At 65.3% G+C, this 26,279-nt stretch carries 25 protein-coding genes; 14 read left to right on the plus strand and 11 right to left on the minus strand.

Annotated features, from left to right (window positions below):
* The first annotated feature begins 239 nt into the window (after nt 1–239).
* A complete protein-coding gene (locus JQ604_RS21970) occupies nt 240–428 on the plus strand; it encodes a putative motility protein (protein WP_212361521.1) in 189 nt (62 codons plus the stop codon).
* Here the strand turns inward: JQ604_RS21970 and tlpA are convergent.
* Nucleotides 425–1,093, minus strand: coding sequence for a thiol:disulfide interchange protein TlpA (gene tlpA / locus JQ604_RS21975; RefSeq protein ID WP_212361524.1), 669 nt, complete (start codon nt 1,091–1,093; stop codon nt 425–427). The genes JQ604_RS21970 and tlpA overlap by 4 nt on opposite strands.
* Before the next feature lie 127 nt (nt 1,094–1,220).
* On the opposite strand from tlpA, the gene argH reads away from it, so the two are divergent.
* The 3 genes from argH (at nt 1,221) to lysA (ending at nt 4,259) form a co-directional block, all read left to right on the plus strand.
* Nucleotides 1,221–2,618, plus strand: a complete 1,398-nt coding sequence (gene argH, locus JQ604_RS21980; protein WP_212361527.1) for an argininosuccinate lyase — start codon at nt 1,221–1,223, stop codon at nt 2,616–2,618.
* 93 nt (nt 2,619–2,711) lie between these two features.
* Nucleotides 2,712–2,981, plus strand: a complete 270-nt coding sequence (gene lptM / locus JQ604_RS21985; RefSeq protein WP_212361530.1) for an LPS translocon maturation chaperone LptM — start codon at nt 2,712–2,714, stop codon at nt 2,979–2,981.
* Between the two features lie 12 nt (nt 2,982–2,993).
* Nucleotides 2,994–4,259: a diaminopimelate decarboxylase gene (gene lysA / locus JQ604_RS21990; protein ID WP_212361533.1), complete on the plus strand. Its 1,266-nt coding sequence runs from the start codon at nt 2,994–2,996 to the stop codon at nt 4,257–4,259.
* A 178-nt stretch (nt 4,260–4,437) separates the two neighbouring features.
* Here the strand turns inward: lysA and JQ604_RS21995 are convergent, their stop codons facing one another.
* Both JQ604_RS21995 and JQ604_RS22000 read right to left on the minus strand, forming a co-directional pair.
* Nucleotides 4,438–5,343 (minus strand): NAD(P)-dependent oxidoreductase, encoded by a 906-nt coding sequence (locus tag JQ604_RS21995; protein ID WP_212361538.1) that lies wholly within the window; start codon nt 5,341–5,343, stop codon nt 4,438–4,440.
* 193 nt (nt 5,344–5,536) lie between these two features.
* Nucleotides 5,537–5,917, minus strand: coding sequence for a carboxymuconolactone decarboxylase family protein (locus tag JQ604_RS22000; protein WP_212361540.1), 381 nt, complete (start codon nt 5,915–5,917; stop codon nt 5,537–5,539).
* A 171-nt stretch (nt 5,918–6,088) separates the two neighbouring features.
* Between JQ604_RS22000 and JQ604_RS22005 the strand changes: the two genes are divergently transcribed.
* Nucleotides 6,089–8,020 (plus strand): TIGR02302 family protein, encoded by a 1,932-nt coding sequence (locus JQ604_RS22005; RefSeq protein ID WP_212361543.1) that lies wholly within the window; start codon nt 6,089–6,091, stop codon nt 8,018–8,020.
* Nucleotides 8,008–9,144: a DUF4175 family protein gene (locus JQ604_RS22010; RefSeq protein ID WP_212361546.1), complete on the plus strand. Its 1,137-nt coding sequence runs from the start codon at nt 8,008–8,010 to the stop codon at nt 9,142–9,144. The genes JQ604_RS22005 and JQ604_RS22010 overlap by 13 nt, the downstream gene beginning before the upstream one ends.
* 159 nt (nt 9,145–9,303) lie before the next feature.
* Here the strand turns inward: JQ604_RS22010 and JQ604_RS22015 are convergent, their stop codons facing one another.
* Nucleotides 9,304–9,681: a response regulator gene (locus JQ604_RS22015; RefSeq protein WP_212361549.1), complete on the minus strand. Its 378-nt coding sequence runs from the start codon at nt 9,679–9,681 to the stop codon at nt 9,304–9,306.
* Between the two features lie 34 nt (nt 9,682–9,715).
* The gene (locus JQ604_RS22020) at nt 9,716–10,552 is read right to left on the minus strand and encodes an MJ0042-type zinc finger domain-containing protein (protein WP_212361552.1); all 837 of its coding nucleotides are present in this window, start codon (nt 10,550–10,552) and stop codon (nt 9,716–9,718) included.
* A 162-nt stretch (nt 10,553–10,714) separates the two neighbouring features.
* Here JQ604_RS22020 and ftsE point away from each other — a divergent pair, with 162 nt between their 5' ends.
* From ftsE to JQ604_RS22040, 4 genes are all read left to right on the plus strand, one after another.
* Nucleotides 10,715–11,374, plus strand: a complete 660-nt coding sequence (gene ftsE, locus JQ604_RS22025; RefSeq protein ID WP_212361555.1) for a cell division ATP-binding protein FtsE — start codon at nt 10,715–10,717, stop codon at nt 11,372–11,374.
* On the plus strand, nt 11,367–12,338 hold the full coding sequence (locus tag JQ604_RS22030; RefSeq protein ID WP_212361558.1) for a cell division protein FtsX: 972 nt from the start codon (nt 11,367–11,369) through the stop codon (nt 12,336–12,338). The genes ftsE and JQ604_RS22030 overlap by 8 nt, the downstream gene beginning before the upstream one ends.
* A 96-nt stretch (nt 12,339–12,434) precedes the next feature.
* The gene (locus JQ604_RS22035) at nt 12,435–13,139 is read left to right on the plus strand and encodes a YdcF family protein (RefSeq protein WP_212361562.1); all 705 of its coding nucleotides are present in this window, start codon (nt 12,435–12,437) and stop codon (nt 13,137–13,139) included.
* A 31-nt stretch (nt 13,140–13,170) separates the two neighbouring features.
* A complete protein-coding gene (locus JQ604_RS22040) occupies nt 13,171–13,938 on the plus strand; it encodes a lysophospholipid acyltransferase family protein (protein ID WP_212361565.1) in 768 nt (255 codons plus the stop codon).
* A gap of 40 nt (nt 13,939–13,978) precedes the next feature.
* Here JQ604_RS22040 and JQ604_RS22045 read toward each other — a convergent pair whose 3' ends face one another.
* From JQ604_RS22045 to JQ604_RS22060, 4 genes are all read right to left on the minus strand, one after another.
* Entirely contained in the window at nt 13,979–16,900 is a 2,922-nt protein-coding gene (locus JQ604_RS22045; RefSeq protein ID WP_212361568.1) for a sulfatase-like hydrolase/transferase, read from the minus strand.
* Nucleotides 16,897–18,324 carry a class I SAM-dependent methyltransferase gene (locus JQ604_RS22050; protein ID WP_212361571.1) on the minus strand — a complete coding sequence of 476 codons (1,428 nt, stop codon included), beginning with the start codon at nt 18,322–18,324 and terminating at the stop codon, nt 16,897–16,899. Before JQ604_RS22050 ends, JQ604_RS22045 begins: the two co-directional genes overlap by 4 nt.
* 54 nt (nt 18,325–18,378) lie before the next feature.
* Entirely contained in the window at nt 18,379–18,615 is a 237-nt protein-coding gene (locus tag JQ604_RS22055; RefSeq protein ID WP_212361574.1) for a hypothetical protein, read from the minus strand.
* 171 nt (nt 18,616–18,786) lie between these two features.
* Complete coding sequence (locus JQ604_RS22060; RefSeq protein ID WP_212361577.1) at nt 18,787–19,383, minus strand: gamma-glutamylcyclotransferase; 597 nt, start codon at nt 19,381–19,383, stop codon at nt 18,787–18,789.
* 109 nt (nt 19,384–19,492) lie between these two features.
* Between JQ604_RS22060 and JQ604_RS22065 the strand changes: the two genes are divergently transcribed.
* Both JQ604_RS22065 and JQ604_RS22070 read left to right on the plus strand, forming a co-directional pair.
* A complete protein-coding gene (locus JQ604_RS22065) occupies nt 19,493–20,677 on the plus strand; it encodes a DUF2125 domain-containing protein (protein ID WP_212361581.1) in 1,185 nt (394 codons plus the stop codon).
* Between the two features lie 196 nt (nt 20,678–20,873).
* Nucleotides 20,874–22,295, plus strand: a complete 1,422-nt coding sequence (locus JQ604_RS22070) for a hypothetical protein (protein ID WP_212361584.1) — start codon at nt 20,874–20,876, stop codon at nt 22,293–22,295.
* Nucleotides 22,296–22,335: 40 nt separating this feature from the next.
* Here the strand turns inward: JQ604_RS22070 and JQ604_RS22075 are convergent, their stop codons facing one another.
* A complete protein-coding gene (locus tag JQ604_RS22075) occupies nt 22,336–23,352 on the minus strand; it encodes a CobW family GTP-binding protein (protein WP_212361587.1) in 1,017 nt (338 codons plus the stop codon).
* A 133-nt stretch (nt 23,353–23,485) separates the two neighbouring features.
* Between JQ604_RS22075 and JQ604_RS22080 the strand changes: the two genes are divergently transcribed.
* Together JQ604_RS22080 and JQ604_RS22085 are read left to right on the plus strand one after the other, a co-directional pair.
* The gene (locus JQ604_RS22080) at nt 23,486–24,604 is read left to right on the plus strand and encodes a cyclase family protein (protein ID WP_212361590.1); all 1,119 of its coding nucleotides are present in this window, start codon (nt 23,486–23,488) and stop codon (nt 24,602–24,604) included.
* 367 nt (nt 24,605–24,971) lie between these two features.
* Nucleotides 24,972–25,961, plus strand: coding sequence for a Bug family tripartite tricarboxylate transporter substrate binding protein (locus tag JQ604_RS22085; RefSeq protein WP_212361593.1), 990 nt, complete (start codon nt 24,972–24,974; stop codon nt 25,959–25,961).
* On the opposite strand, the gene JQ604_RS22090 is transcribed toward JQ604_RS22085, so the two are convergent.
* Nucleotides 25,962–26,225: a DUF3551 domain-containing protein gene (locus JQ604_RS22090; protein ID WP_212361596.1), complete on the minus strand. Its 264-nt coding sequence runs from the start codon at nt 26,223–26,225 to the stop codon at nt 25,962–25,964.
* Nucleotides 26,226–26,279: the final 54 nt, after the last annotated feature.

Raw genomic sequence — 26,279 nt, forward strand, 5'->3', positions numbered from 1 at the left:
GCCATCATTCTCTCCGGCAAATCAATTTGCGTAGAGAATCATATCCGCCTGAAAGAGTCACAGTCTCGTAGGGTGGGCAAAGGCGCTCTTGCGCCGTGCCCACCAACACAGGCACGCCGTGAATGGGTGGGCACGTCGCTGCGCTCCTTTGCCCACCCTACAGACCGGTTCCCGCCACCGGACTCACTTCTCGTTAACCGACGCTGATTAGTGTCCCGATGTTTCCGGGAGTGCCGCGTATGGACATGATGAGCATGGTCTCCAGCATCCTCGCCATGCAGCAGGGCGGGATGCAGCAGCAGATCCAGACCACGATGATCAAGCAGAACGCGGACGCCGAGAAATTCGCGGTCCAGACGCTGCTCGGCGCCCCCTCGACCGCCAATCTCGCCCCCGGCGTCGGCGGGAACCTCAACGTCGTCGCTTAAAGTCCAGCCGCGGCCGGCGCCACCGCCGCCTTCACCAGCTTGATCGCGTCCTCGCTCGCCCATTCGGCGGGGCCGGCGATGTTGGCGATTTCGCAGCCCTTGGCGTCGACGAGCAGCGAGGTCGGCATGCCCAAGGCTTTGCCTATGTTCTTAAGGTCCTGAAAAACCTTGGCTTTCTGGTCGGTGAAATAACCGAGATTGGTCAGATTGGCCTCTTTCAGGAAATTCTTGGGCTTCTCGGGGTCGCGGGTGTCGATGTTGATCGCGACCACCTCAAAGTCCTTGCCGCCGAGCTTGGTCTGCAGGCTGTCCAGCGCCGGCATTTCCTTGCGGCAGGGCACGCACCAGGTGGCCCAGAGGTTCACCAGCACGGTCTTGCCGCGCCAGTCCGAGAGCTTCCTCGGCTTGCCGTCGGCATCCTCGAAGGCAAGGTCGGGCAGCTTGAGCGGCGTCGTCGCCATGGTCAGCGCCGCCACCTCGCCCTGGGCGAGCGGGGAAATCCTCTTTGCGATGTCGACCGCGCCGGCGCAGGCGACGTCGCCGCCCGGGGAGCGCTTGAAGCTGGAGACCCCGACATAGCCGATGATCGTGCCGACCAGCACCGCGCCGATGACGAGCGGAATCCGCCGCATCGCGGCTGATTTTGGCGGGGAGGTCTCGGGCATATCGTTTGTCTTCCTGGATCAGATATGGCTAACAGTGCCGGGAATTACGCCCGGAACCGCCACGCCGTTTCGCCGCAATGGGCTGAAAGTGGCAAGGCCTGAAATACGAAGTCGTGAGCGAGACGTCATGAGCAACAAGATGTGGGGCGGCCGGTTCTCGGAGCGTCCCGACGCGATCATGGAGGAAATCAACGTCTCCATCGACGTCGACCGTCACATGTATGCCCAGGACATCGCCGCGTCCAAGGCGCATGCGGCCATGCTTGCTGCGCAAGGCATCATCACCGCGGGTGATGCGAAAAATATCGGCAAAGGTCTAGACACGATTTTGTCAGAGATTTCCAAGGGCGACTTCGATTTCAAGCGCGCGCTCGAGGACATCCATATGAATGTCGAGAGCCGCCTGTCGGAGCTGATCGGGCCGGCCGCCGGGCGCCTGCACACCGCGCGCTCGCGCAACGACCAGGTCGCCACCGACTTCCGCCTCTATGTCCGCGACATCATCGACGAGACCGATGCCGCGCTCGCCGCGTTTCAGCAGGCGCTGGTGAACCGCGCGCTGGAGCATGCCTCAACGGTCATGCCGGGCTTCACCCATCTGCAGACCGCGCAGCCCGTGACCTTCGGTCACCATCTGCTGGCCTATGTCGAGATGGCCGCCCGCGACCGCGGCCGCTTTGCCGATGCGCGCAAGCGGCTGAATGAATCGCCGCTGGGCGCGGCCGCGCTCGCCGGCACCTCGTTCCCGATCGACCGTCACGCCACCGCGAAAGCGCTCGGTTTCGACCGTCCGATGGCGAATTCGCTCGATGCCGTGTCGGATCGCGATTTCGCGCTGGAGACGCTGTCGGCGGCCGCGATCTGCGCCATGCACATGTCGCGTTTCGCCGAGGAGATCGTGATCTGGACCTCGCCGCTGGTCGGCCTCGTCAAGCTCTCTGACAAGTTCACCACCGGCTCCTCGATCATGCCGCAGAAGCGCAATCCCGATGCGGCCGAGCTGGTCCGTGCCAAGACCGGCCGCGTGATCGGCTCGCTCAACGCGCTGCTGATCGTGATGAAGGGCCTGCCGCTCGCCTATCAAAAGGACATGCAGGAAGACAAGCAGGGTGCGATGGAGGCGTTCGAGGCGCTCTCGCTCGCGATCCGCGCCATGACCGGCATGGTCGAGGACCTCGTGGCCGACGAGGCCAGGATGAAGGCGACGGCGGGGGACGGCTACGCCACCGCGACCGACCTCGCCGACTGGCTGGTGCGGACGCTGAAGATGCCGTTCCGTGACGCCCACCACGTCACCGGCCGCATCGTCGGCCTTGCCTCCGGGCAGGGCGTGGCGCTGCATGAACTGCCCTTGAAGGCGATGCAGGAGGTCGAGCCCAGGATCACCGCCGAGGCGCTCAAGGTGCTCTCGGTGGAATCGTCAGTGAAGAGCCGGACGAGCTTCGGCGGAACGGCGCCCAGGAACGTGCTGTCCCAGGCCAAGGCCTGGGCGAAGCGGTTGGAAAAAGAGCGAAAATTGGGCTGAACCAAAAATTTCGTAAGTGTTTCGTGGCTTTCCGGGGCTCGCCATGACAGGGCGATCTTTGTATGGTGCTTTCAGCGCATTGGGGAATTCGTCGTGACTAGCAAGAACCGCCTGACCCCGTCGGGGTGGGCCATGATTGTGCTCAGCGTGTCAGCGCTGGCGTTGGGCGGCTGCGGACGCAAGGGTCCGCTGGACCTGCCGCCGACCGCGTCGAACGCGCCGCCGCAGGCCACAGCCGATACCGAGACCGCCCAGGCGGCGAAGCCCGGCGTGTTCAACTCGACCTATGGGTCGGAGTCCGGCCCCGTCGCGTCGAAGGGCAGCAAGAAATCCTTCGTCCTCGACCCGCTGCTGGGTAACTAAAGCGCGCAGACCATGAACCATTTCGACTATCGCAACGGCGTGCTGCATGCCGAGGCGGTCAACCTCATTGAACTGGCGGAAGCCGTCGGCACGCCGTTCTACTGCTATTCGACCGCGACGCTGGAGCGTCACTACCGCGTCTTCACCGAGGCCTTCGCCGGCGAGAAGGCGCTGGTCTGCTACGCGATGAAGGCCAATTCCAACCAGTCGGTACTGCGCACGCTGGCAAAGCTCGGCGCCGGCGCCGACGTGGTCTCGGGCGGTGAGCTGAAGCGCGCACTGGCCGCCGGCATCCCGGCCTCCAAGATCCTGTTCTCCGGCGTCGGCAAGACCGAGGCCGAGTTGCGCGCGGCGCTCGCGGCCGACATCCTCTGCATCAACGTCGAATCCGAGCCCGAGCTCGAGCTGCTGTCGCGGCTTGCGGTCGAGATGGGCAAGACCGCGCGGATCTCGGTGCGGGTCAATCCCGACGTCGACGCCGGCACCCACGCCAAGATCGCGACCGGCAAGTCCGAGAACAAGTTCGGCATTCCGCTGGCGCGTGCGCGCGAGGTCTATGCCCACGCTGCCAAGCTGCCGGGCATCAAGGTCACCGGCACCGACGTCCATATTGGCAGCCAGATCACCGATCTCGGACCGATGGAGTCCGCGTTCCGCATCCTCGCCGAATTCGTGCAGACGCTGCGCGCCGACGGCCACGACATCTCGCATGTCGATTTCGGCGGCGGCCTCGGCATTCCCTACTACATGGATCGCGCCGCGCCGCCGGAGCCAGCGGCTTATGCCGCGATGGTCAAGCGCGTGACGCATAATCTCGGCTGCACGCTGATGTTCGAGCCGGGCCGCATGATCGTCGGCAATGCCGGCATCCTGGTCGCCCGCGTGATCTATGTGAAGCCGGGCGACGCCAAGAACTTCGTCATCATCGACGCCGCGATGAACGACCTGATCCGCCCGACGCTGTACGAGGCGCATCACGACATCCTGCCGGTGCGCGAGCCCAGGCCGGGCACGCCGACCATCAAGGCCGACGTGGTCGGCCCGGTCTGCGAGACCGGCGACTATCTCGCCCTCGACCGCTCGCTGCCGGAGCCGAAGGCGGGCGACCTCGTTGCGATCATGACGGCCGGCGCCTATGGCGCCGTGCAGTCCGGCACCTACAACACGCGGCCCCTGGTGCCCGAGGTGCTGGTGAAGGACGATCAATACGCGGTGGTCCGCCCGCGCATCGACGTCGAGGCGCTGATCGCGATGGATAAACCCGCGCCGTGGCTGTGAGGCGTTGAACGCGGCATCTGTGATGCACTGAACGCGCTACATCAATGGTGTCGTCCTGGCGAAAGCCAGGACCCATAACCACCACACCTGCTTGTCTTGCGCCGCTGGGGCCCCAGCCTTCCTTGAACCACAAACACTTGGGGTAATGGGTCCTGGCTTTCGCCAGGACGACGGTTGTTTACTTGGCCGCGTGACTGCCTTTGCCGCCGACGATCACCCCCGCCGCCTTCTCGATCGGCTTGATCGCCGCGGTGAAATCCGACTCGGCGCCCTCGTCGCGGATGATGACCTCCCAGAGCCGGCCCACCGCCTCTGCAACCTCCATCTTCAGGCCGAGCGCCTGCATCTCCTCGACGGCAAGCCGCACATCCTTCACCATCAAGCCGGTGGCGAAGCCGAAGTCGAAGCTGCGCGGCAGCACCGCGCGCGGAAACTTGTCGCGGCTCGCGGTGTTCATGCCTGAGCCGGCATTGATCACGTCGACCATCACGGCGGGATCGAGCCCGGACTTCACGCCCATCACCACGGCCTCCGAGGTCGCGACCATCGCAGTCGCCGAGAGGAAGTTGTTGGCGAGCTTCATGGTCTGGCCGGAGCCCGGCTTGGTGCCGATGAAGAACACCTTTCCGATCACGTCGAGCGCCGGCTTGAGGAGTTCGAAATCCGCCTTCGGCCCCGACACCATCACCGCCAGCGTGCCCTTCTCGGCGCCGCCGCCGCCGCCGGAGACCGGGCTGTCGATCTGCACGATGTTCTGCTTCGCCAGCAGATCGTGGATCTTCACCGCCATCCGCGAGCCGACGGTGGAGAGATCGATGAAGCGCTTGATGCTGTTGCCTTCGATCACGCCGCCGGGGCCGGTCGCGACCTCGAGCGAGGCCTGCAGCGAGGGCAGGCTCGCCATCACGGTCTCGACGCGGTCGGCGATGTCCTTTGGCGACGAGCCCGCCTGCGCGCCGAGCGCGGTGAGCCTGGCAACCGCATCCTTGCTGGTGTCGAATACGGTGAGCTTGTGCCCGGCCTCGATCAGCCGGCGCACCATCGGGAAGCCCATCTTCCCGAGGCCGATGAATCCGATGTCCATGGTGTTTCCTTGTTCTTCATCGTCGTTGTTTGTTGATCGACGCGCGCCCTCCCAACGTCGTCCTGGCGAACGCCAGGACCCATTACCCCAGCTGGAAGTTGTGAGGCACGCTGGGGCGACAGCGCGTTCGATCATCGGCAGCGGTGGTTATGGGTCCTGGCTTTCGCCAGGACGACGGCGTGAGGCTATCGCCTCACGCCTTGTCGATCTCGGCGAACACTTCGCGCGCGATGCGGAAGCTGTCGACTGCGGCGGGCATGCCGCCGTAGATCGCGACCTGCATCAGGATCTCGCGGATCTCGTCGCGGGAGACGCCGTTGGTCAGCGCGCCCTTCAGATGCGCGCGCAGCTCGTGCGGGCGGTTGAGGATCGAGATCATCGCGATGTTGAGCATGCTGCGGGTCTTGCGCGGCAGTTCCTCGCGGCCCCACACCGAGCCCCAGCAATATTCGTTGAGCAGGGCCTGGAACGGACGGTTGAAGTCGTCGACGTTCTTGAGCGCGTTCGAGACATAGGCCTCGCCGAGCACCGCTTTGCGGATTTCCAGCCCCTTGTCGTGTGTTTTTTGGTCCATGACGTTCCCTCATGCGTTAAGCCGATGGTTCGATCCGGGAAGTTACGGGGTCGAACGGCCGCAGTCACGCCTTCGTGTTATGCGTATTTCCCGGTGTGGGTTACGGCCGGGAACGGGTGCCTCAAAGCCGCCGCTGTGCTAGGCTGACCTGCCGGTAACGCGGAGATTTGTTTGAGCGGTACCAATATCGACCCGTCAGGGCCTGATCGCGGAGATTCTGTTCGCGAGCGTGATGCGATCGCGCGGCTGAAGCTGACGCAGGCTCTGCAGCGGGCCACATATGCAATCGCCTGGGAACGCGCCTGGCCGCATCTGGCACGGTTCCTGACCGTCGTCGGTCTGTTCCTGACAGCGTCCTGGGCCGGTCTCTGGCTCGTGCTTCCGTTTGTCGCACGGGTGGCGGCGACGTGCCTGTTCGCGATCGGCGCGCTGGCCGCGCTGTGGCCGATGCTCCGCTTCCGCTGGCCGGCCCGCGAGGAGGCCTTGAGCCGGCTCGACCGCGGCACCGGCATCCGACATCGCCCGGCCACCACGCTGTCGGACACGCTGACCACGCGCGATCCCTTTGCACAGGCGCTATGGCAGGCGCAGCGTGAGCGCACGCTGGCCTCGCTCAAGCGCATCCGCGCCGGACTGCCGTCGCCCCGGCTTTCGCTTCATGATCCCTGGGCGCTGCGCGCGCTGGTCATCGTGATGATGGTCGCCGCCTACGTCGCCGCCGGAGACGAGCGCGGCCTGCGCATCGCCTCCGCCTTCGACTGGAACGGCATCATGGCGCCCGCCAACATCCGGGTCGATGCCTGGGTGACCCCGCCGAGCTACACCGGCAAGCCGCCGATCATCCTGTCCAATGCCAACCGCGAGGGCGCCACAGCCGACGCCGGCCCGCTCGCGGTTCCCGTGGGCAGCACGCTGCTGGTGCGCTCGAGCGGCGGCAATATCGACGTCGTGGTCGGCGGCGGCGTGACCGAGGTCGCATCCAGCGAGCAGGCGCCGAAGGGCACCAACGAGCGGCATTTCAAGATCGCAGCCGACGGCAGCGCGCATGTCCGCGCGCCCGCGGGCCAGCCGGTGTGGAAGTTCACCGCGACGCCGGATCAGCCGCCGAAGATTGCGCTGGCCAAGGATCCGGAGCGGCAGGCGCGTGGCGGGCTGCAGCTGTCCTACAAGCTGGAGGACGATTACGGCGTCACCGGCGCCGAGGCGCAGTTTGCGCTACGCCCGGCTGATACCAAGGACGCCGACAAGGCCGCGCCGCGGCCGTTGTTCCAGCCGCCACAGGTCCCGCTGGTGCTGCCGAATGCGCGCACCCGCAACGGCGTCGGGCAGACCGTGAAGGACCTCACCGAGGACCCCTATGCCGGTGCCGATGTGACCCTGACGCTGTCGGCCAAGGACGAGGCCGGCAATGAGGCGAAGAGCGATCCGTTCAACATGAAGCTGCCCGAGCGGCTGTTCACCAACTCGCTCGCGCGCGCGCTGATCGAGCAGCGCCGCATCCTCGCGCTCGACGCCAACAAGAATTCCGACGTCTATGCTGCGCTTGACGCGCTGATGATCGCGCCCGAATTGTTCACGCCGGATGCCGGCTGCTATCTCGGCCTGCGCAGCATCGCCACCCAGCTGGAAGCGGCGCGCACCGATGACGCGCTGCGCGATGTGGTGGCGAGCATGTGGTCGTTTGCGACCACAATCGAGGACGACGGCGTCTCCGGCAGCGCCAACGCGGCGCTGCGTGCGGCGCAGGAGGCGCTCAAGGCGGCGATCGCGCGCGGTGCCAGCGAGGAAGAGATCCGGGTGCTGACGCGAAAACTCCGCGAGGCGATGGCCGGCAAGGTGCGCGATCTCGCAAGGCGCGCCGAGCAGAATCCGCTCGGCGGCCGCCAGCCCTTCCCCGCGGAGGTCCAGCTCATCCTCGACAAGGCCGTCGAGCTGCGCGAGAAGACCCAGAATGCCACGCCCGAGCAGCTCGAAGAGCTGGCCAAACAGCAGGACGCCCTGCGCGAGCAGTTGCAGACCTATCGCAAGGCGGCCAACAACCGGGCGAAGGCCGGAGACGACGGGGCCAAACAAGTGACGCGGGACCGCCAATGCGGAAACTAGCACAAGCCCCACTCCTGAAGCCGATCGCGATCGCCTGCTTCGCCCTGCTGCTGGGAGGCGCTCCCGCCAGGGCCGCGCAGCAGGACCAGGATCTCGATGAGCTGCTCGATGGCGCCGAAAAGGCGATGCAGGATTCCGGCGACAGCCTGCGCCAGAAGGAGTCCGGCAAGAGCCTGAACAACCAGTCCGACGCGATTTCGAAGCTCGAAGAGTACAAGCGGCTGAAGGGCACCGCGCAGAACAATCGCGACCGCGATCGCCGCATGCTCACCGAGCGCGATCTGGAGGACCTCGTCCGCCAGATCGAGAAGATGATGCGCGAGGGTAACAAGGAGGAGGCGCAGCGTCTGCTCGAGCAGCTGGCGCAGATCATGGAAAACCTGCAGATGGCGCAGCCCGGCCAGGGCGGCGACGACGAGATGGAGCAGGCGCTCAACGAGCTCGGCGACATGATCCGCAAGCAGCAGCAGTTGCGCGACAAGACCTACAAGCAGGGCCAGGACTCCCGGCGCGACCGCATGCGCGGCAAGTCCGGTGACGATCAGGCGATGTCGGATTTGCAGCGCGATCAGCAGGAGCTGCGTCGCCGGCTGAAGGAGTTGCAGGACCAGCTCGCCAAGCGCGGCATGGGCCCGAAGCAGCGCGGTCAGAAAGGCCAGAAGGGCGACCAGGGCCAGCAGGGCCAAGGCGACCAGGGCGATCAGGGAGACGACGACGGCGAGGATGGGCTCGACCAGGCCGATTCCGCGATGGGGGACGCCACCGGCCGGCTCGGCGAGGGCAATGCCGACGGCGCAGTGGATTCGCAGGGACGCGCCCTCGAGGCGCTGCGCAAGGGCGCCAAGAGCCTTGCCGATGCGATGCAGCCGGGCGACGGCGACCAGCCCGGCAATGGCCCCGGCAACCGCGCCGGCCGCCAGCAGAGCGGCGGCAACCAGACCGATCCGCTCGGTCGTCCCCTGCATGGCAAGGAATATGGCGACGACTTCACCGTGAAGATCCCCGGCGAGATCGACGCGCAGCGCGTGCGCCGCATCCTCGAAGAGCTGCGCCGCCGCCTCTCCGATCCGTCGCGCCCGCAGCTCGAGCTCGATTACATCGAGCGGCTGTTGAAGGACAATTGAGTCGCCGCCACACCCAACGGTGTCGTCACCCGCGCATGCGGGTGACCCAGTATTCCAGAGACGGTTGTGATTGAACCGAGAAGCCGCGGCGTACTGGGTCCCCCGCTTTCGCGGGGGATGACACCGAGAATGTGGTGCGGCTTGTGGGAAGCCGGGCCCTTAAGCGCTCTTCCTTGCCGCCAGCGCGTCCGCGACCGCCGTCCTGATATCCGCCACCGAGAACGGCTTCGTCACCACGTCGTGCACGATGGCGTTGAGGCCGGAGGCGCGTTCGCGCTGATCGGCGAAGCCGGTCATCAGCAGGATCTTCAGCGCGGGGAAGTCGCGCGCCGCGGTCAGCGCCAGCGCGATGCCGTCCATCACCGGCATCTGGATGTCGGTGAGCAGCAGGTCGAACGCGCCGTTCTCTCGCGTCAGGATTTCCAACGCCTCGGCGCCGTCCTGCGCGGTCACGGTGTCATGGCCGTCCATCGCGATGGCGCGGGCCACCAGCGTGCGCATGGAGTCTTCGTCATCGGCAATCAGGACACGCGGCATGCGATCGGCTCATCGGAGAAGCGGGCCAGGGAGTTCAAGCGTGGCCGCCGGCGATATCCCGCTTGTTGAAGAAGCGTACGTCGATATTGCGGCCCTCGGGCGGCGGCGAGGCGAGGCGCGACTTGAACATCGCCTGCTCGCCGGGTTTCAGCACGGTCTGTTCCAGCACCGCGTTCCAGGCGTAGATCTCGGCGCCATGGTCGTCGCGCACCGAGAAGCGCAGCCGCGGCAGTTCCACGGCTTTGCGGGTCTGGCCGACGATCATGCCCTCGATCACCAGAACCGGCTTGCCGTCAACGGTCTCATGCGTGACCTTGATGTCGCGGAAGGCGAGGCCGCGCAAATTCACGTCGAGCCCAACCGTCTTGTAGAACAGCGCGGTCTGCGGCAGCAGCCGCACCACGTCATTGCGCCAGACCACCAGCGCAATGATCAGCGCGGCCATGGCCGCGCAGGTCGCGGGCAGGGCGCCGACCTGCGGCAGGAAGCGGATCCGGGGCAGGCGGGGCATCCTGAAGCGCCGCTTGGCCGCGGCGGGCGCATGCGCCTGGGCATCCTCGCTGGCGACCGAAGGCCAATCCTCGTCCTGGCTGGGCATCTCGGCCGAGATCGAGGGGCTGTCGACCACGGGGGTCTCCTCGGCCTCCTGCTGGGCCATCCGCTCCCATTCGTCCGCGACGCTGTCGGAACCGGCCGACTGGCTTGCGGCCGCCATCACCGGAGCGGCGAGGGCAGCTTCCTCGACGGCGTCCTCGGGGCGGGCCAGCCAGACTTCCTTGCAGCGGGAGCAGCGCACGTTGCGCCCGGCGTCCCCCAGGGTGGCCAGCTTGATCGCGTAGGATGTTGTACAATGCGGGCAAACGATATGCATGGAGCCCCATCTCCACCGTGTGTTTGCCCGGATGCTATAGAGCGACCGTTAACGAATCGGAAACCATAACCGAAGCACAACGGTTTTGTGCGGTTTGCGGCCGGCCCAGCCGGCGGCGTGTCAGGTTCCCGGCTACGGCCCATCTCGAACGGAGCTAACGCTGTGGTTCGGTTCGAAAATGTCGGTTTGCGCTACGGGCTCGGCCCGGAGATTCTGCGCGACCTCTCCTTCATGATCCCGGCGCACTCGTTCCAGTTCCTCACCGGCCCGTCCGGCGCGGGCAAGACCTCGCTGCTGCGGCTATTGTTCCTGTCGATGCGGCCGACCCGTGGCCTGGTCAATCTGTTCGGCAAGGACGTCTCGCTGCTCAACAAGGACCAGATCGCGGACCTGCGCAAACGCATCGGTATCGTGCTGCAGGATTTCCGCCTGCTCGATCACATGACGACCTATGAGAACGTGGCGCTGCCGTTCCGCGTGATGGGCCGCGACGAATCCAGCTATCGCCGCGAGGTGATCGACCTGCTGAAATGGGTCGGGCTCGGCGAGCGCATGGACGCGCTGCCGCCGATCCTGTCGGGCGGCGAGAAACAGCGCGCCGCGATCGCGCGCGCGGTGATCTCGCGGCCGCAATTGCTGCTCGCGGACGAGCCGACCGGCAGCGTCGATCCGACGCTCGGGCGGCGATTGCTGCGGCTGTTCATCGAGCTCAACAAATCAGGCACCGCCGTGATCATCGCGACCCACGACATCACGCTGATGGACCAGTACGAGGCACGACGATTGGTGCTGCACCAGGGACGGCTGCACATCTATGAATAGGAGCGGCGAGGAGCAGGTCTCATTGGTCGACCTCGGGCGCGAGCGCCCGCAGGTCCCTGCGACTGCGCGCAACATGTCGCCGATCGTGCCGCGCGCCTCGATCTCCGGCCGCGCGCTGGTCGCCGTGGTCGCGATCATGACCTTCCTCGCCTCGATGACGACGGGCACCGTGCTGCTGGTCAGCGCCTCCGCCGCCGAGTGGCAGTCGGAGGTCGCCAGCGAAATCACCATCCAGGTGCGCCCCACACCTGGCCGCAATCTCGACCGCGACGCGGGTGCGGCGACCGAGACCATGCGCGCGCAACCCGGCATCGTCGAGGTGCGTCCCTTCACCAAGGACGAATCCGCAAAGCTGCTCGAGCCGTGGCTCGGCAGCGGCCTGTCGATCGACGAGTTGCCGGTGCCGCGCGTCATCGTCGCGCGGGTGCAGCCGGGCACCACGCTCGATCTCGCATCGCTTCGCCAGCAGATCACGCAGGTCGCGCCGACCGCGAGCGTCGACGATCACCGCGCCTGGATCGAGCGGATGCGCTCGATGACCGGTGCCACCGTGTTCGCCGGCGTCGGCATCCTGATTCTCGTGATCATCGCCACCATCATCTCGGTGTCGTTTGCGACCCGCGGCGCGATGGCTGCCAATCGCCCGATCGTCGAGGTGCTGCATTTCGTCGGCGCCGGCGACAGCTACATTGCCAATCGTTTCCTGCGCCACTTCCTGCGGCTCGGTCTCGAAGGCGGGCTGATCGGCGGCGGCGCGGCGATGCTGGTGTTCGGCTTCTCCGAGTCGATCGCGAGCTGGTTCTCCGGCACGCCGGTCGGCGACCAGTTCGCAGCGCTGCTCGGCACGTTCTCGCTGCGGCCGTCGGGCTATCTGGCGCTGGCGGCACAGGCGGTGCTGATCGCCGCGATCACGGCCTGGGCGTCGCGGCGCACGCTGTTCGCGACGCTGGATGACATCGATTGAGTCAGCGCAAACGCCGGTGTTGGTGGCGCGAAAACCGACTCCACTTCGCCTCAAAACGCTTCTAGACTTCGAGCGGGGAAGGGATAGCCACGAGACATGAGTTCGCAGCCCGACGATACGTCGACGATGCCGCGCGCCGCGCGCCCGCGGGGCTGGCTGCGCGCGATGATCGTCGCGCCGTTGGCGCTGATCTTCGTTGCGGCCGCGTTCGGTTTCGTCGGCTTCCTGTCGCAGCTGCGCGGCGTCGAGATCAGTCCGCCCCGCAACGCCGACGGCATCGTGGTGCTGACCGGCGGCTCGTCGCGGGTCTCGGACGCGATGGAATTGCTCGCGGCCGGCTACGGCAAGCGTCTGTTGATATCAGGCGTGCATCCGACCAACGACGCCAACGACATCTCGCGCTCGCTGCCGGACAGCCAGCAGCTGATGCATTGCTGCGTCGATCTCGACCGCTCCGCGGTCAACACCCGCAGCAACGCGGCGGAGACACGGCGCTGGGTGCGCGAGCGCGGCTTCAAGTCGCTGATCGTGGTGACGTCGAACTATCACATGCCGCGGGCAATCGTGGAATTGTCGCATGCGATGCCTGACGTGACGCTGATCCCGTTCTCCGTGGTCGGCGACAAATGGCGCGACGAGCCGTGGTGGACCAGCGGCGGGACGTTGCGTCTGTTGCTGTCCGAATACGTCAAATATGTCGCCGCCGAGGTGCGGGTGCGGCTGGACGTTGTCGGCCTCGACCCGACGTCCGAGGTTGTCGAGCCGCGGCCGCGCCAGCCGGCCACCGCGCAAGCGAATTGAACCGGCCGGCAGGACTTGATACGAGGGGCGCATGGTTTCGATCTTCCTGCGCTCGCTCCTCTTCAACGTGCTGTTCTATCTCGTGCTGGTCGTGCTGTGCGTCATCGCCATCCCGACCATCGTGCTGCCGCGCAGGGCGCTGATGGCGCTCGCCGCCGCGTGGGCGAACACCAGCCTGTTCCTGATGCGGGTGATCTGCAACATCCGGATCGAGTTTCGCGGGGTCGAGAAGATTCCGGAGGGCCCGCTGGTCGTCGCCTCGAAGCACCAGTCGTTCTGGGAGACGTTTGCGCTGCTGCGCTTCTTCGAGCATCCGCTGTTCATCCTCAAGCGCGAGCTGATGATGATCCCGGTGTTCGGCCAATTCCTGAAGAAGGCCGGCATGATCTCGGTGGAGCGCGGCGGCGGGCCGCGCTCGCTGGTCAAGACGCTGAAGCAGGCCGCCGCCGAGGTGCAGCGCGGCCGCCAGCTCGTGATCTTCCCGGAAGGCACCCGCAGAGCGCCCGGCGCGCCACCGGCCTACAAGGCCGGTGTCGCCCAGATCTATGCCGAGAGCGCGGTGCCGTGCCTGCCGGTCGCGCTCAATTCCGGACTGTTCTGGCCGCGGCGGACCTTCATGCGCTATCCGGGCACGCTGGTGGTGGAATTCCTCGATCCCTTGGCCCCTGGTCTGCCCCGCAACGAATTCATGACGCGGCTTCAGGACCAGATCGAAACCGCCACCACCCGCATCGTTGACGCCGCCCGCGCCGAGCAGGCGCAGCTATTCGGCGTGGTGCCGACGAAGGCGAAGGGGTAGCGACGCGACGTCGGGGATCCTGCCGCCTTCAGGATCCGGATCAATTGCCGGTGGCACCCGGTGCGAGAGGCGCGTCCGTCGTGATGATGCGGATCATGTCGGAGGTGCTGGACCCGCATGTCGCCTCGGCATGCTCCGGCGTGACCGGAACGCTGGCTTCGTCTTTCGCAAGGTCCGATGCCGCAATGCGCGCAATGCCACGAATCTGGCCGGCTCCCAGTTGAATGTCGCGGCAAAGCTGCTTTGGCACGCCGGACAGATCGAGAATCCAGTGCGCTCCGTCCTGCTGCACCGTGACGTTGCCCCACGGCCATGCCAGCCGATCGTCGGTGACGAACATGTCGGGGACGGCGACTCCAAGGCCGCGTAGCGTGGCGAGCGGTACGCGGCCTGGGCTGCTCCCCTGCACCCTGGCGAGGTGATCGACGAACAGGCCCAGCCGTTCAAGCACCTCCGTGGTCGAGGGAAGCCGCCGCGCCGGTGTGTCGACCGTGATCAGCCGGACGACGTCCGACTCGGTGTTCGAGCATGCTGCGCGTGCTTGCTCCGCCGAAACCGGCACGCGGGTTTCGTCGGCCGCGCGGCCCGAAGCCGCGATCCGCGCCACAGCCGGAAACTGGCCGGCGCCGATCTCGATCGCCTCGCAAACATCCTTGGGAGCGGAATACAAATCCACCACCCATTTGTGGCCGTCGCGGATAATGTCGACGTCGCCCCAACGCCAGGCGAACTCACCGCCGCTCTGGAACGCCGCCGGCATGTCGACGCCGAGGTCGCGGAGCTGCTGCGGCGTCATTTGTCCCTGGCTGGCCGTCTCGACTGGAGCGAGGCGGTCGAGCAGGATCGCGATCTGTTCGATCGTCTGGTCGACGATCGTTTTGGGCGTGAATTCCTGTCCGCTGTCGACCGTCATCTCGGCAAGATGACCGGCGGGGCCGGGCACGAAGACGCGGATCTGATTCTTGTCGAGCAGGTCGAGGCATGGCTCCGCCACGATCAGCGTGAACGCGTTGGCTTTCCCGGACTTCACGAGATCGGTGGTTCGCGCCGCGCCGCAGATGCGATTGCTGAGCGCTATCAGGATGTCCCGCTTTTGGCCGTCCTGGGGCCCGCCTGATATCTCGGCATCGATCCGGGCCGACAGCGGTGCGGCGGCGCGGGAGAACTTTCCGTTGCGGAAGATCGACACATGGGCTTCGGGGATGCTGCTGAGCTCGAAGCTGCCGACGTCGCGTCCCATCTCCGCGGCAAATCTGCCGAAGCCGTAAAGATCGGCGATCGAGGTGCCTGTGCCGAACCATTCCAGCTTCCGCTTCACTGTCGGATCGTCGCGATGCGACGTCAAACTGACCGCCTCGCCCGGTGTCGCGGCCCGAAGCGCGGCCAGGAATGATGTTCCCCGCACATCCGCTGGCGGGGCTATGCCGAGATAGTCGAGCACCGTCGGATAGATGTCGGTCGAATCGATCGGCTCCTGCACGACGCCGGATTGCTTCTGGTTCGGCAACTTGACGAGCAGGGGTACGTTATAGACGTCGGCCGCGTGCTCCTCCGCGACGGGATTGCGCGGACGCTCGCCAGGCCACAGCGCCACGCCGTGATCGGCCGTCATGATGATGATCGAATTATCGTACTGGCCGGTAGCCTTCAACTTTGCGATCACCTCGCCGAACAGCTTGTCCGCATGCATCGATTGCAGCAGTTGCGCCTGGACATCGTGCATGATCCTGCTGCCGTCATAGGCCAGCTGCGTCTCGTTTCGATCCTCCAGCGAAAGATACTCGCCCCAGCGCGAGCGGGGATAGCTCTGTCCCGATGGATAATGAGTCCAGCTGTTGTGGGGATAGATGTTGTGATAGACGGCCAGGAACGGCGGCTTGGCCTTGTCGAGTGTGGCGATGAATTTGTTGCTGTGTCGCGCGCCGTGGGTCGATTTCAGCACGTCCTCGCCGAAGCGGTTGTGCTGGGTGTCGATCGGCGGCAACTGGGCGGCGAGCGTCGGCGGCGCAATCAGATGGGCGTAGATGGTCGCGACGTCGTCGGCGATATGGCGCAGCCGTTCCCGTTCGTCGTCGATGGTGTCTTCTTCGCCGGGTTGCCGCAGCGGATTCAGGTCGGTGGCGATCTGCAGGTCCAGCACGTTGTAGCTCGGGCCGAGCTGCTGGAAAATATTGTGCGGGTACATCTTGAAGGTGGGCGGCACGATGCGGGTCCGCAGCAGTCCCGACAGCACGGCGGGAACGGCAGTCTCGGTGCTGCCGGAGCGCGAATACGCGTTGGCGAGCCAGGTCGCGCCATCAGCGAAAGCGTGGAGGTTCGGGAACTTCGCCCGGTCGATCAGTCCGTTCGCGTCGAGGATCGTGGAGAGCGGCAGCTCGTCATAGACGATGAAGATGACGTTCGGCTGGTTCGCGATCTCGTACTTCGGGGCCGGTTCTACCTTCGTGAACTCGATCACGCCGAAGGTGTAGCCACTGGTCAGCATCGTGACCGGAAAGATCAGCGTGAGCACGGCGAACATGCGGACACATCCTCGTGCGGTCCGGTTCGCAAGCAGCAGTGTGGCGAGGCTCACCGAGACGACCAGCAGCGCGGCGCCGATGCCGAGCGCAACGCCGTTGCCGGGCACAACGCGAAATCCGTTGGCGATCTGCAACGCGCCGACGACGCAGGCGGCGGCGATATAGCTGCCGAATGCCAGGAAGGCCAGCACGCGGCCGATGGTGCGGTGCAGCCGATAGCCGACCCTGACAAGCAGCCAGGTGATGACCGGCGGCCCCAGATAGATCAGCAGCACGCAGGCCGAATATTCCAGCCCGCTCATGCGCCAGGCGACGAAGAAGTTCAGATCGCGCCCGGTGACCGAAAAGAACGGCTGCGCGATCGCGATCGCCGACAGTGCGAGATGCAGCAGGAACGAGTCCCGTCCCGCGTCGCGGCGGCTTTTGTCGATCGCGCTCATGCGGCCGCCCGCGGTTCGATCGCGCCTGGCGTCGGGCGCAGCAGGTAGATCCGCCGCTTGCCTTGCTTGAGCGGCGCCTGGTCGACGATGTCGAACAGCTTGAGCGCCTCGGCCTCGAACCGTGCGAAGGTGTAATCGGAATGGGCGATGCGCTTGTTTCTGAGCAGACGCAACGTCATCTCGTCTTCCGGTCCGACGAACTCCAGCACCACGGTGGCGCCGAAGCTGCGCAGCCATTGCAGCACCTGCGGCAGCGGAATATTGGCCGAGATCACCAGATGGTGGATCAGGGCGAGACAGAGGATGAGCTCCGGCTTGCCGCGGCTGTCGAACGAGGTTCGCTCGCGGCCGCGCCAGCCCTGGTTGGGAGAGACGTTGCCGAGCGGCATCACCAGCGGCGTGATGTTGCCTGTCTGCTCCGCGCCGAGGCGGCGATACAGCGTGTCGACGGCGAGCTCGTCCTGGTCGACCGCGATGACGCAATCCGCATGGGCACGGCACAATTGCGCGAACGCCCCGGTGTTGCTGCCGAGATCGTAAACCAGCGACCAGCGCCGATCGCGCACGTGCGTCTCGACGAAGCTCTTCTTTTCGGCGAGCGATCCGTCGTCATAGGAATGCGTGGTCTCATAGGCCGACCAGACGGTGTCGCCGCCCTTGCGTGCGAGACGGGCGACCATCGCGCGGATCGATCGCACCATGTGCAGATTGGTGATGCGGGTTTGCCGGATCGGCGATTTGGAGGGCGTGCTGACGTCAGCCATCTTCGCCTCTGCCTTCCGCGCACGCGCCTGCAGCCGTGCATGCAGATAGAGATGGGTGAAGATTCCGCGCCGGAACACGTCGCGCTTCGAGATCAGCTTGAGGGCCGCTTCGGGATCGATGCCTTCCAGCTCGCTGCGGCAGAGCGGCGCGATGTCGATGTCGCGATAGGCCTTCAGCAGCAGCGGGATCAGGAACATCATGCAGAACTGGCGATAGCCGAACCAGGCGTCGCCGTCGCGATAGGGCTCGAACGAGGAGACGTCGATGAACACCGGCTTGTGGCCGCGCCACTGCACGTTGAATGCGGAGCCGTCTTTCAGCGTCCAGCCGTTCTCGAGCGCGGCCGCGAGGATGTCGAGATGCAGCAGCGCGGCGTCGCGCAGCATGCCGAATGTCCACTCGTAGTAATAGGACACGAAGGGGATGCGCTCATGGCACAGCACCGCGCTCCACTCCGGCGCCTGTGCGGTGATCGCCTCGCGCGTTTCGGTGTCAGTGCCGATCACGGCGCCGTCGGCGACCAGCTTGCGGAAGAAGCCCGTCTGCGAGAGCTCGTGCCATTGCGCAGTACCGTCAGCGTTGAGGCCGCGGAAAACTTCGCCGTCGTGATAGAAAACGCGATTGGTCGGATCGCGGAATGAGCCGGGCTCGGGAATCATTTTTGTTTCAAAGCGTGTCTATCCGGCCTGTCGCGTCGCCGCGCAATGGCTCGATCATCCCTTGTTGTCGCCGTCGTGGCGCGCGCTATCCTTTTGATCCCTACGAAAAAGCATTTTGAACCGCGAGAGATAGCCCTTCAAGGTGTACGTCGTCGCAGCGATAGCCCCGAGAATCGCCGTCAGAATCATGCTGCCCGTGCCCGGATCGAGATAAGCGTAGCTCGGGCCGGTCGAGATCAGATAGAAGCTTGCGGCGAGCGCGATGGCGCCAAGGTTCAGGTGCTTGTTCATTCTAGCGGGCATTTGCCGTGGTTTAGTGTTTCATCGCGATGTCGCCGTTTCGTCATGGTGGTGTCAACTGCGACGATAGGGGGAAGCGGGCGCATCGGGCCCGTGCCTCTCAATTTGCGCACCGATTGTGCAGTGGTGTGCCACGGAGAGCACAAGTTCCACGTGTTGCCGTCAGGTCGCGTCCTGTGGCCGCGACGGATGCAGTGCGGTGGTGTCGTGCAGCATCGTCGCCAGCTGATGCAGCGGCGCGTCGCGAAAGCCTTCGGCCTCGATCGCCTTGACGGTCGCGAGCACGTAGTCGCGGTTGACGCCGGACTGGCCGTGACCCTGCAGCACGTGGCGGAGCTGCTCGGCGAGCGACAGCCGTCCCGCATATTGCACATGGCCGCGATCGACCACATAGGCGAGCGCGCTGACCCGCTGGCGCGGCTCGTTCTCCAGCCATACCGAGCGCTTCACCTCGCGATAGACCGAGGTCACCTGCTCGCGCGCGCGCAAATAGTCGATGGTCGCCCTCGCGTCCTTCTCGGCGACACGAAAGGCGATGCCGCGGCAGGCGCCGCCGCGGTCGAGCCCGAGCACCAGGCCCGGCTTCTCCGGCGTGCCGCGATGGACAAAGGAATAGACGCAGAGCGCGCGATGCTCGCCGATCAGCCGCGCCGGCACCTTCTCGATGAATTCGAAGCCCGGCCGCCACATCAGCGAGCCGTAGCCGAACACCCAGAGGTCGCCAGGAAATTCCGTATAGGGGAGGGTAATACCGGACATTTCCATCATCGCTAGCAAACAAGCGGCGCGATGCGAAGCGAATTCCGCCCTTTTGACAAGGGCTTCCAATGCTTAGATTTTGACAAATTCGCCCGTCAAAGGACGCCGCATGTCCAATTCTCTTCCCGCGCCACGCCGGCGTTCGCTGTGGCGTCTGTTGATCGCCCCCATTCTGCTCGTCATCGCCGCCGCGGCCTGGAGCGCGTTCTGGTTCTATGCGGCCTCCGAGGTCGGCGTGCGCGCCGACGCCTGGCGCGCGCAGGAGGCCAAGGCCGGCCGGGTCTATGATTGCGGCAAGCGTTCGGTCGCCGGTTACCCGTTCCGCCTGGAGATCCGCTGCGAAGACCCGAGCGTCACGCTGATCTCGCAGACCGCCTCGCCCCAGGCCTCGTTCACCGCGAAGCTCGCCGAGATCCTCGTCGTCGCGCAGATCTATGATCCCAAGCTCGTGATCGCCGAGTTCAAGGCGCCGGCGACGCTGGCCGAGCGCGGCGCGCAGCCGTCACTCGCGATCAACTGGCGGCTCGGTCGCAGCAGCGTGGTCGGCCTGCCGGCAGTCCCGCAGCGCGCCTCGCTGGTGTTCGACGATCTCGCCATCGACCGCATCGCCGCGGTGCAGGCGCCGCTCGCGCATGCCGATCATGTCGAGCTGCACGGCCGGCAGGCGGAGGGCTCGACATCAGCTGATCCCGCAATCGAGACCGTGCTGCAGATTTCCGGCGGCACCGTGCAGGATGTGCATCCGCTGCTGGCGCAGCCGTTCAATGCCGACATCCGCGCCAAGGTCACCGGCTTGAAGGATTTCAAGCCGAAGCCCTGGCCGGAGCGTTTCCGCGAGATCCAGGCGGCCGGCGGCATGGTGGAGATCCTGCAGTCGCGCATCGAGCAGGGCGATCTCGTCTCGGTCGCATCTGGCACGCTGCGCCTCAACGCCAATGGCCGCATCGACGGCGAGCTGCAGATGACGGTCGCGGGCCTCGAGCGCGTGATCCCGGCGCTCGGCATCGACAAGATGCTGGAGCAGGGCGTGCCGCAGGCGACCCTGGATCGCGTCGCGCCCGGCGTGAAGTCGCAGGACCTCAACAATCTCTTCGGCGCGCTCGACCGCGCGGTGCCCGGGCTCGGCAAGGTGATCAAGCAGAACGCCAATGTCGGCGTCGCCGCCGGCATCAATGCGCTTGGCACCGAGGCTGTGCTCGAAGGCAAGAAGGCACGCGCCTTCCCGCTGCGCTTCGCCGACGGCGTAGTGTTCTTGGGGCCGATCCGGGTCGGACAGATTCCGCCGTTGTTCTAGGCGCGGTCACCAGAAGCCCGTCACGTCGGTCAAATGGTTAACGATTTCTGTTAGTTGCCCTCGTGCAACACCTGTCGGAAAAGGCTGAAATCCGGCATGCTGCGCCATTGCGCGACCACAACCCGCGCCAACAATTCGAACCGTCACATACTTGGCTATGCAATCCGGCTCCGGAGGGAGCCATTGGAGGCTGGGAATGACGAACTCGCGGCGAATCAGAGAGGCGTTGCTGAGCGGCACGGCGGCGCTCGCCCTCTGTATGATCGGCAGGCTTGTGGCATCAGCGTTGGCCGGCACCGAGCATGCCGAGGCGCCAGCCATCGGGCATCGCGCAGTTGCCGTTGTCGCGGCCCCCGCACCATCGCTTTCGACGATCATTGGCCATGCCGCTGCTGGTTTCACCGATGTGGCGAGCACAGCCAAGCCGGAGATGACCAGGAGTGAGATAGCCAAGACTGAGATAACCAAGACTGAGATAACCAAGACTGAGATAACCAAGACTGAGATAACCGAGGCTGAGATAGCCAAGTCCGAAATCGCCAAGCCCGAGCTTGCCAAGCCCGAGATTACCGAACCTGAGATCGCCAATGCTGAGGTAGACAAGGCTGAGACAACCAAGTCTGAGACAGCAAAGCTCGAGACAGCCAAGCCGGAGAGAGCCGAGCCGGAAGTGGTGCCTCCCACCAGCGCCTCGACGACCGCGCCCATCGAGAAAACCATTGTCGTGGCGGCGCTGACTGATCCGGCAGAGGTGTTGGCGCCCCAGACGCAGGCCATGCCCGAGCCGGCAATGGGCGCGACGGATCCCCAAGCGCGCGAGGCTGAGACCGCGCCGAAGGCCGCGAGCAAGTCGGCCGTGACCTCGATCGAAATTCTCGACGAATGCTTCGTCGTCGACGTCTGTGTCGACCGCTTCCTGTGGGCGCTCTATCAGCGAACGCCCAAGGAAGACACCAACAAGGTGCCGGAGCAGACCAAGGTGATGGTGAAGCGGAAGGGCAAGATGGTGTCGGTCACCCGGACCGTCATCAGGCTTGTCGATGCGGATTTCACCTGGAAGGACCCCAAGGCGGCTGAGCGCGCCAGGATGACCTTGCAGGACTACGTGATCGGCGGCATGGACCGGCGCTTCAAGCTCAAGCTGTTCTATGCGCTGAACGCGGCAGAGCAGGCCGGCCTGTCGCCCGGCATCACCAGCGCGTTCCGCGACGACTATCGCCAGTCGATTGCAAGCGGCCTCAAGGCGGCCAGCAACCGCTCGTTCCACGGCGGCAGCCTGCGTGGCGGTTATGGCCACGGGCTTGCGGCCGATGTCGTCAGCGTCACCGGCGGCACCCGTGACGATCGATGGGCGTCCTCGGAAAAGCTCTGGAAGTGGCTTGACGCCAACGGCAAGGCGTACGGCGTCGGGCGTCCCTATCTCAATCGGGATCCGCCGCATCTGGCGCCGACCGACGGCGGCGAATATCTGTCGCGCCGCGGCGGCGGAACGCGGCAAGCGAAAGCGGATGTGAAGAAGGGCCATCGCCCCGCCATCAACCGCCCGGCCGTCAGCGCCCAACGCAGCGTGGCGAAGCCGCCGAAGACCGCGACCTCGTCGAAGGGGCGGGCGGCCTGATCGTCTGAACCTGTGTTTGTCTGCGCTTACGGGGCTCGTCTCAGGCCGCAGCGAGGCCTTCGTGCCAGAGCGAGAGCACCTCATCGCGCGACATGCCGCGAGTGATGAACACGATCCGCGAGCGGCGATCGGCGTCGGGCCAGGCCGATAGCGTCACCGGCGAATGGAAGACGTGGTGGACGCCGTGGATCACGACCGGTGCCGGCTCGCCCGTCAGGTTGAGAATCCCCTTTACCCGCAGCAGATCCTCGCCACGCGCGTTACGCAGATACGCGAGCCAGCGCGAAGCGGTCATCCAGTCCAGCGGCTCGTCGAAGGCAAGCATGAAGCTCGTGATCGCGGCATCGTGGTCGTTCACCTCCTCGCAGATGAACGCCCGCTCGTTGAGCCAGCGCGCGACATCGATCCGCTTTTGCGCGGGATCGAGCAGGCCCGCGCCAAACAGCGTATCGGGATCGATCTCGCCATGCGTCACGCGTTCGATCTTGGCGGCAGGATTGAGCCGGCCGAGCCGGTGATGCAATGCGGCAGTATCTCTGACCAAGTCGCATTTGGTGATCAGCAGCCGGTCCGCCAGCGCGATCTGCTTCACCGCCTCATATTGCCGATCGAGCTGCTGCTCGGCGTTCACGGCATCCACCGTCGTCACGACGGTGTCGAGCCGCAGGAAATGCGAGACCAGCGGATTGTTCAGCAGCAGCTGCAGGATCGGTGCAGGATCGGCCAGGCCCGTTGTTTCGATCAGGATACGACGGAATGGTGACACCTCGCCGCGGTCGCGCTTGATCAGCAGCGAGCGCAGCGTCTCCTCCAGGTCGCTGCGGATTGTGCAGCAAATACAACCGCTCGCGAGCACCGCGACCTCGCCATCGACGCGCTCGACGAGGAGATGGTCGAGACTGATCTCGCCATATTCGTTGATGATGACGGCGCTGTCGGCCATGTCATCGTGACGCAGCAGGCGATTGAGCAGCGTCGTTTTGCCGCTGCCGAGAAAGCCGGTGATCAGCGAGACCGGCAGGCGTTCGGCGGATTTGTCATGCTCGAAGATGCTCACACCATCACCATCAGATGTCGCCCTCAACCAAACGTCGCATTTTGTCGCTAGACAACAGGGTAGCGGAGGAACAGCATGCCGCAAAATTTTTTCTGACAGCCCAGACTATGGGCGCAAACCTGGGAGGGTAACGATGGACGACGACGTCAGCGGCCGAGACCAGAAGCAGGACCAGACCAACGACCGGCAACAAGACAAGGGCGGCACGGACCGTCGCACCTTGCTTCGCACGGCGGGCATCGCCGGTGCCGCGGGCGCAGCGCTGGCGGGCGCGATGCACGGCAAGTTCTCGCTGGCGCCGATATCGACCGCGCAGGCGCAGACCGCGACCATGCCCAAGAACGTGACCGGGCCGTGGTGGCCGTCGAAATGGGGCAAGGACGACGAGGCCGGCGCCTCCAATCACATCACGCCGGCGAAAGTCCTCGATACCGCGAAGTGGATCAAGGACGGCAACATCTACAAGATCGGCCGCGTCTATGAGGGCGGCATGCCGCTGTTCGGTCCGCGCGCCTTCACGCTGCGGATTCCTGGCGGTCCGACCGGCGGCCCGTTCGGCGACAACAAGCTGGTCTATCACGACGAGTTCCTCTCCACCGAGATCGGTCAGACCGGCACGCAATTCGACGGCCTCGGCCACATCGGCATCCAGATGGGCAAGGACGGTGATCGCAGCGAGATGCGATTCTACAACGGCCACTCGGCGCAGGACATCAGTGACGCCTATGGCCTGAAGAAGCTCGGCGTCGAAAAGCTGAAGCCGCTGTTCACGCGCGGTCACCTCATCGACATGGTCGCGCTCAAGGGCGGCATGATGGACGCCGGCCAGGAGATCACCTCGGCCGATATCAAGGCAGCACTTGCCAAGCAGAACATGAACGAGGCCGACATCAAGCCGGGCGACGCCATCTTCTTCCACACCGGCTGGGGCTCGCTGTGGATGAAGAACAACGACCGCTTCAACAGCGGCGAGCCGGGCATCGGCCTCGATGCCGCCAAATGGGTGATCGAGAAGGATCTCGCGCTCACCGGCGCCGACACCTGGGCGGTCGAGGTGGTACCCAATCCCGACAAGTCGCTCGCCTTCGTGGTGCATGCCGAGCTGCAGACCAAGCACCGCATCCACAACCACGAGAACCTGTTCTTCGACGATCTGATCGCCGACAAGAAATACCAGTTCGTCTATTGCTTCGCGCCGGCCCCGATCAAGGGCGCGACGGGAAGCAACGGCTGCCCGATCGCGATCACCTGAGCGCACGCCTTCGCCTCTCCCCGCTTGCGGGGAGAGGCCGGATTGCATCGCAGATGCAATCCGGGTGAGGGGGAGTCTCCGCGAGTCCGCCTCTCGCCGTTAGAGCGCAACGCACGTCTCAAAAACAGTCCCGAGTCGGATAGGCCGTCTTTGCGGTCAGCGCTTGCCATGCCCCTCACCCGAATCGCATCTGTCGATGCGATCCGACCTCTCCCCGCAGAAGGGCGGGGAGAGGTGAAGAGGCGCGCAACTTGACCTTCTCCCACAAGGCGAAGAAGGGAAGCGAACTGCGCCAATCTGTCCCGCCTTTGCGTCTGGCCTGAATCGGATGATGCGATACCCTCTCTGAAAAATCAGGGAGGGATTCATGTCGGCCAAACTCGATCGCCGTCATTTCATCGCGGCGGGCTCCGCGGCAATCGCAACACCCTTCCTCTCCCGCCGATCGTCGGCGCAAAGCGGATGTCCGTCGCGGAACATCCGCATGATCTGCAGCTACCCGGCCGGCGGGCAGACCGATCTGCTGGCGCGCGCCTTCGGCGAATACATCTCCAAGCAGGTCGGGCAGGCCGTCGTGATCGAGAACAAGGCTGGTGCCGCAGGTTCGATCGGCGCGGCCGAGGTCGCGCGCGCGGCACCTGATGGTCACACCATCCTGTGCTCGATCTCGACCACCTATGTGATGAATCGGGTGGTGGTGAAGAATCCCGGCTACGACATGGACAAGGATCTGACGCTGGTGAGCGTCATCCCGGGCGCGGGGCTGCCGCTGATCGCGAGCCTGAAATCCGGCGTCAAGACGCTCGACGATTTCGTCGCCTTCGTGCGCAAGAGCGGCAAGGTCAATTTCGGCACCTACAGCGCGGGCTCCGCGCCGCACATGACGATCAACGAGCTCAACAAGCAGTACGGCCTCAACATCGAGCCGATCCACTACCGCGGCGAAGCGCCGATGTGGACCGGCCTGATGGAGGGCACGCTCGACGTCGCGATGGGCAGCTACACTGCCGCGCAGCCGGTGTTGCAGGGCAACCACGGCACGGTGTTCGCGGTGCATTCCAAGAAGGTCGACGCGCTCCCGGCGGTGAAGACGCTGCCCGAGCAGGGCGCAACCTCGAAGTTCTTCACCGTCAGCGGTTTCACCGGCTGGGCGCTGCCGAAAGCTGTGCCGCAGCCGATCGTCGACCGCCTCGCCGAGCTCTTCGTCGCCGCCAACGGCGATCCCAAGGTCAAGGAGGTGCTCGCCACCTTCGTGCTCGAGCCGACGCTCGGCTTCAAGGAGACCAACGCGCTCTATCAGCGCGAGCTGCCGGTGTGGATGGAAACCGCGCAATCGCTCGGCTTGCAGCCGTCGTAGCTACCACGTTCGCGATCGATAGCGGCGCGGCGCGAACTCGGCGGCATTGGCGAAATACGGATTGACCAGGCACGTCGCCGGCAGTCCGTTCGCGGTCGCCTGGCATTGGGCGATCGAGGTGAAGATGCAATCGATCCGATCGCCGATGCGCTCGCCATAGACATGCATGCACACGGGATAGCGGGGATCGTAGGTCTGCGCAGACACCGGCGTAAACACCGCCAGCCCGCTCAGCATGACCATTGTGAAGACAATCCGTTTCATCCCAGCTCCTGTTCGAGCCGGCCAACGCCGTCGCCAAGCGTTGTGCGAACAAAC

This window comes from Bradyrhizobium jicamae, from assembly GCF_018130695.1.
In the GTDB taxonomy this organism is placed as follows: domain Bacteria; phylum Pseudomonadota; class Alphaproteobacteria; order Rhizobiales; family Xanthobacteraceae; genus Bradyrhizobium; species Bradyrhizobium jicamae_B.

Excerpts from the sequence above, each read along its gene's own strand:
- JQ604_RS21970 (WP_212361521.1), top strand. The coding sequence starts at position 240 with ATGGACATGATGAGCATGGTCTCCAGCATCCTCGCCATGCAGCAGGGC.
- tlpA (WP_212361524.1), bottom strand. The coding sequence starts at position 1,093 with ATGCCCGAGACCTCCCCGCCAAAATCAGCCGCGATGCGGCGGATTCCG.
- argH (WP_212361527.1), top strand. The coding sequence starts at position 1,221 with ATGAGCAACAAGATGTGGGGCGGCCGGTTCTCGGAGCGTCCCGACGCG.
- lysA (WP_212361533.1), top strand. The coding sequence starts at position 2,994 with ATGAACCATTTCGACTATCGCAACGGCGTGCTGCATGCCGAGGCGGTC.
- JQ604_RS21995 (WP_212361538.1), bottom strand. The coding sequence starts at position 5,343 with ATGGACATCGGATTCATCGGCCTCGGGAAGATGGGCTTCCCGATGGTG.
- JQ604_RS22000 (WP_212361540.1), bottom strand. The coding sequence starts at position 5,917 with ATGGACCAAAAAACACACGACAAGGGGCTGGAAATCCGCAAAGCGGTG.
- JQ604_RS22010 (WP_212361546.1), top strand. The coding sequence starts at position 8,008 with ATGCGGAAACTAGCACAAGCCCCACTCCTGAAGCCGATCGCGATCGCC.
- JQ604_RS22015 (WP_212361549.1), bottom strand. The coding sequence starts at position 9,681 with ATGCCGCGTGTCCTGATTGCCGATGACGAAGACTCCATGCGCACGCTG.
- JQ604_RS22020 (WP_212361552.1), bottom strand. The coding sequence starts at position 10,552 with ATGCATATCGTTTGCCCGCATTGTACAACATCCTACGCGATCAAGCTG.
- JQ604_RS22030 (WP_212361558.1), top strand. The coding sequence starts at position 11,367 with ATGAATAGGAGCGGCGAGGAGCAGGTCTCATTGGTCGACCTCGGGCGC.
- JQ604_RS22035 (WP_212361562.1), top strand. The coding sequence starts at position 12,435 with ATGAGTTCGCAGCCCGACGATACGTCGACGATGCCGCGCGCCGCGCGC.
- JQ604_RS22040 (WP_212361565.1), top strand. The coding sequence starts at position 13,171 with ATGGTTTCGATCTTCCTGCGCTCGCTCCTCTTCAACGTGCTGTTCTAT.
- JQ604_RS22045 (WP_212361568.1), bottom strand. The coding sequence starts at position 16,900 with ATGAGCGCGATCGACAAAAGCCGCCGCGACGCGGGACGGGACTCGTTC.
- JQ604_RS22050 (WP_212361571.1), bottom strand. The coding sequence starts at position 18,324 with ATGATTCCCGAGCCCGGCTCATTCCGCGATCCGACCAATCGCGTTTTC.
- JQ604_RS22055 (WP_212361574.1), bottom strand. The coding sequence starts at position 18,615 with ATGAACAAGCACCTGAACCTTGGCGCCATCGCGCTCGCCGCAAGCTTC.
- JQ604_RS22060 (WP_212361577.1), bottom strand. The coding sequence starts at position 19,383 with ATGTCCGGTATTACCCTCCCCTATACGGAATTTCCTGGCGACCTCTGG.
- JQ604_RS22065 (WP_212361581.1), top strand. The coding sequence starts at position 19,493 with ATGTCCAATTCTCTTCCCGCGCCACGCCGGCGTTCGCTGTGGCGTCTG.
- JQ604_RS22070 (WP_212361584.1), top strand. The coding sequence starts at position 20,874 with ATGACGAACTCGCGGCGAATCAGAGAGGCGTTGCTGAGCGGCACGGCG.
- JQ604_RS22080 (WP_212361590.1), top strand. The coding sequence starts at position 23,486 with ATGGACGACGACGTCAGCGGCCGAGACCAGAAGCAGGACCAGACCAAC.
- JQ604_RS22085 (WP_212361593.1), top strand. The coding sequence starts at position 24,972 with ATGTCGGCCAAACTCGATCGCCGTCATTTCATCGCGGCGGGCTCCGCG.
- JQ604_RS22090 (WP_212361596.1), bottom strand. The coding sequence starts at position 26,225 with ATGAAACGGATTGTCTTCACAATGGTCATGCTGAGCGGGCTGGCGGTG.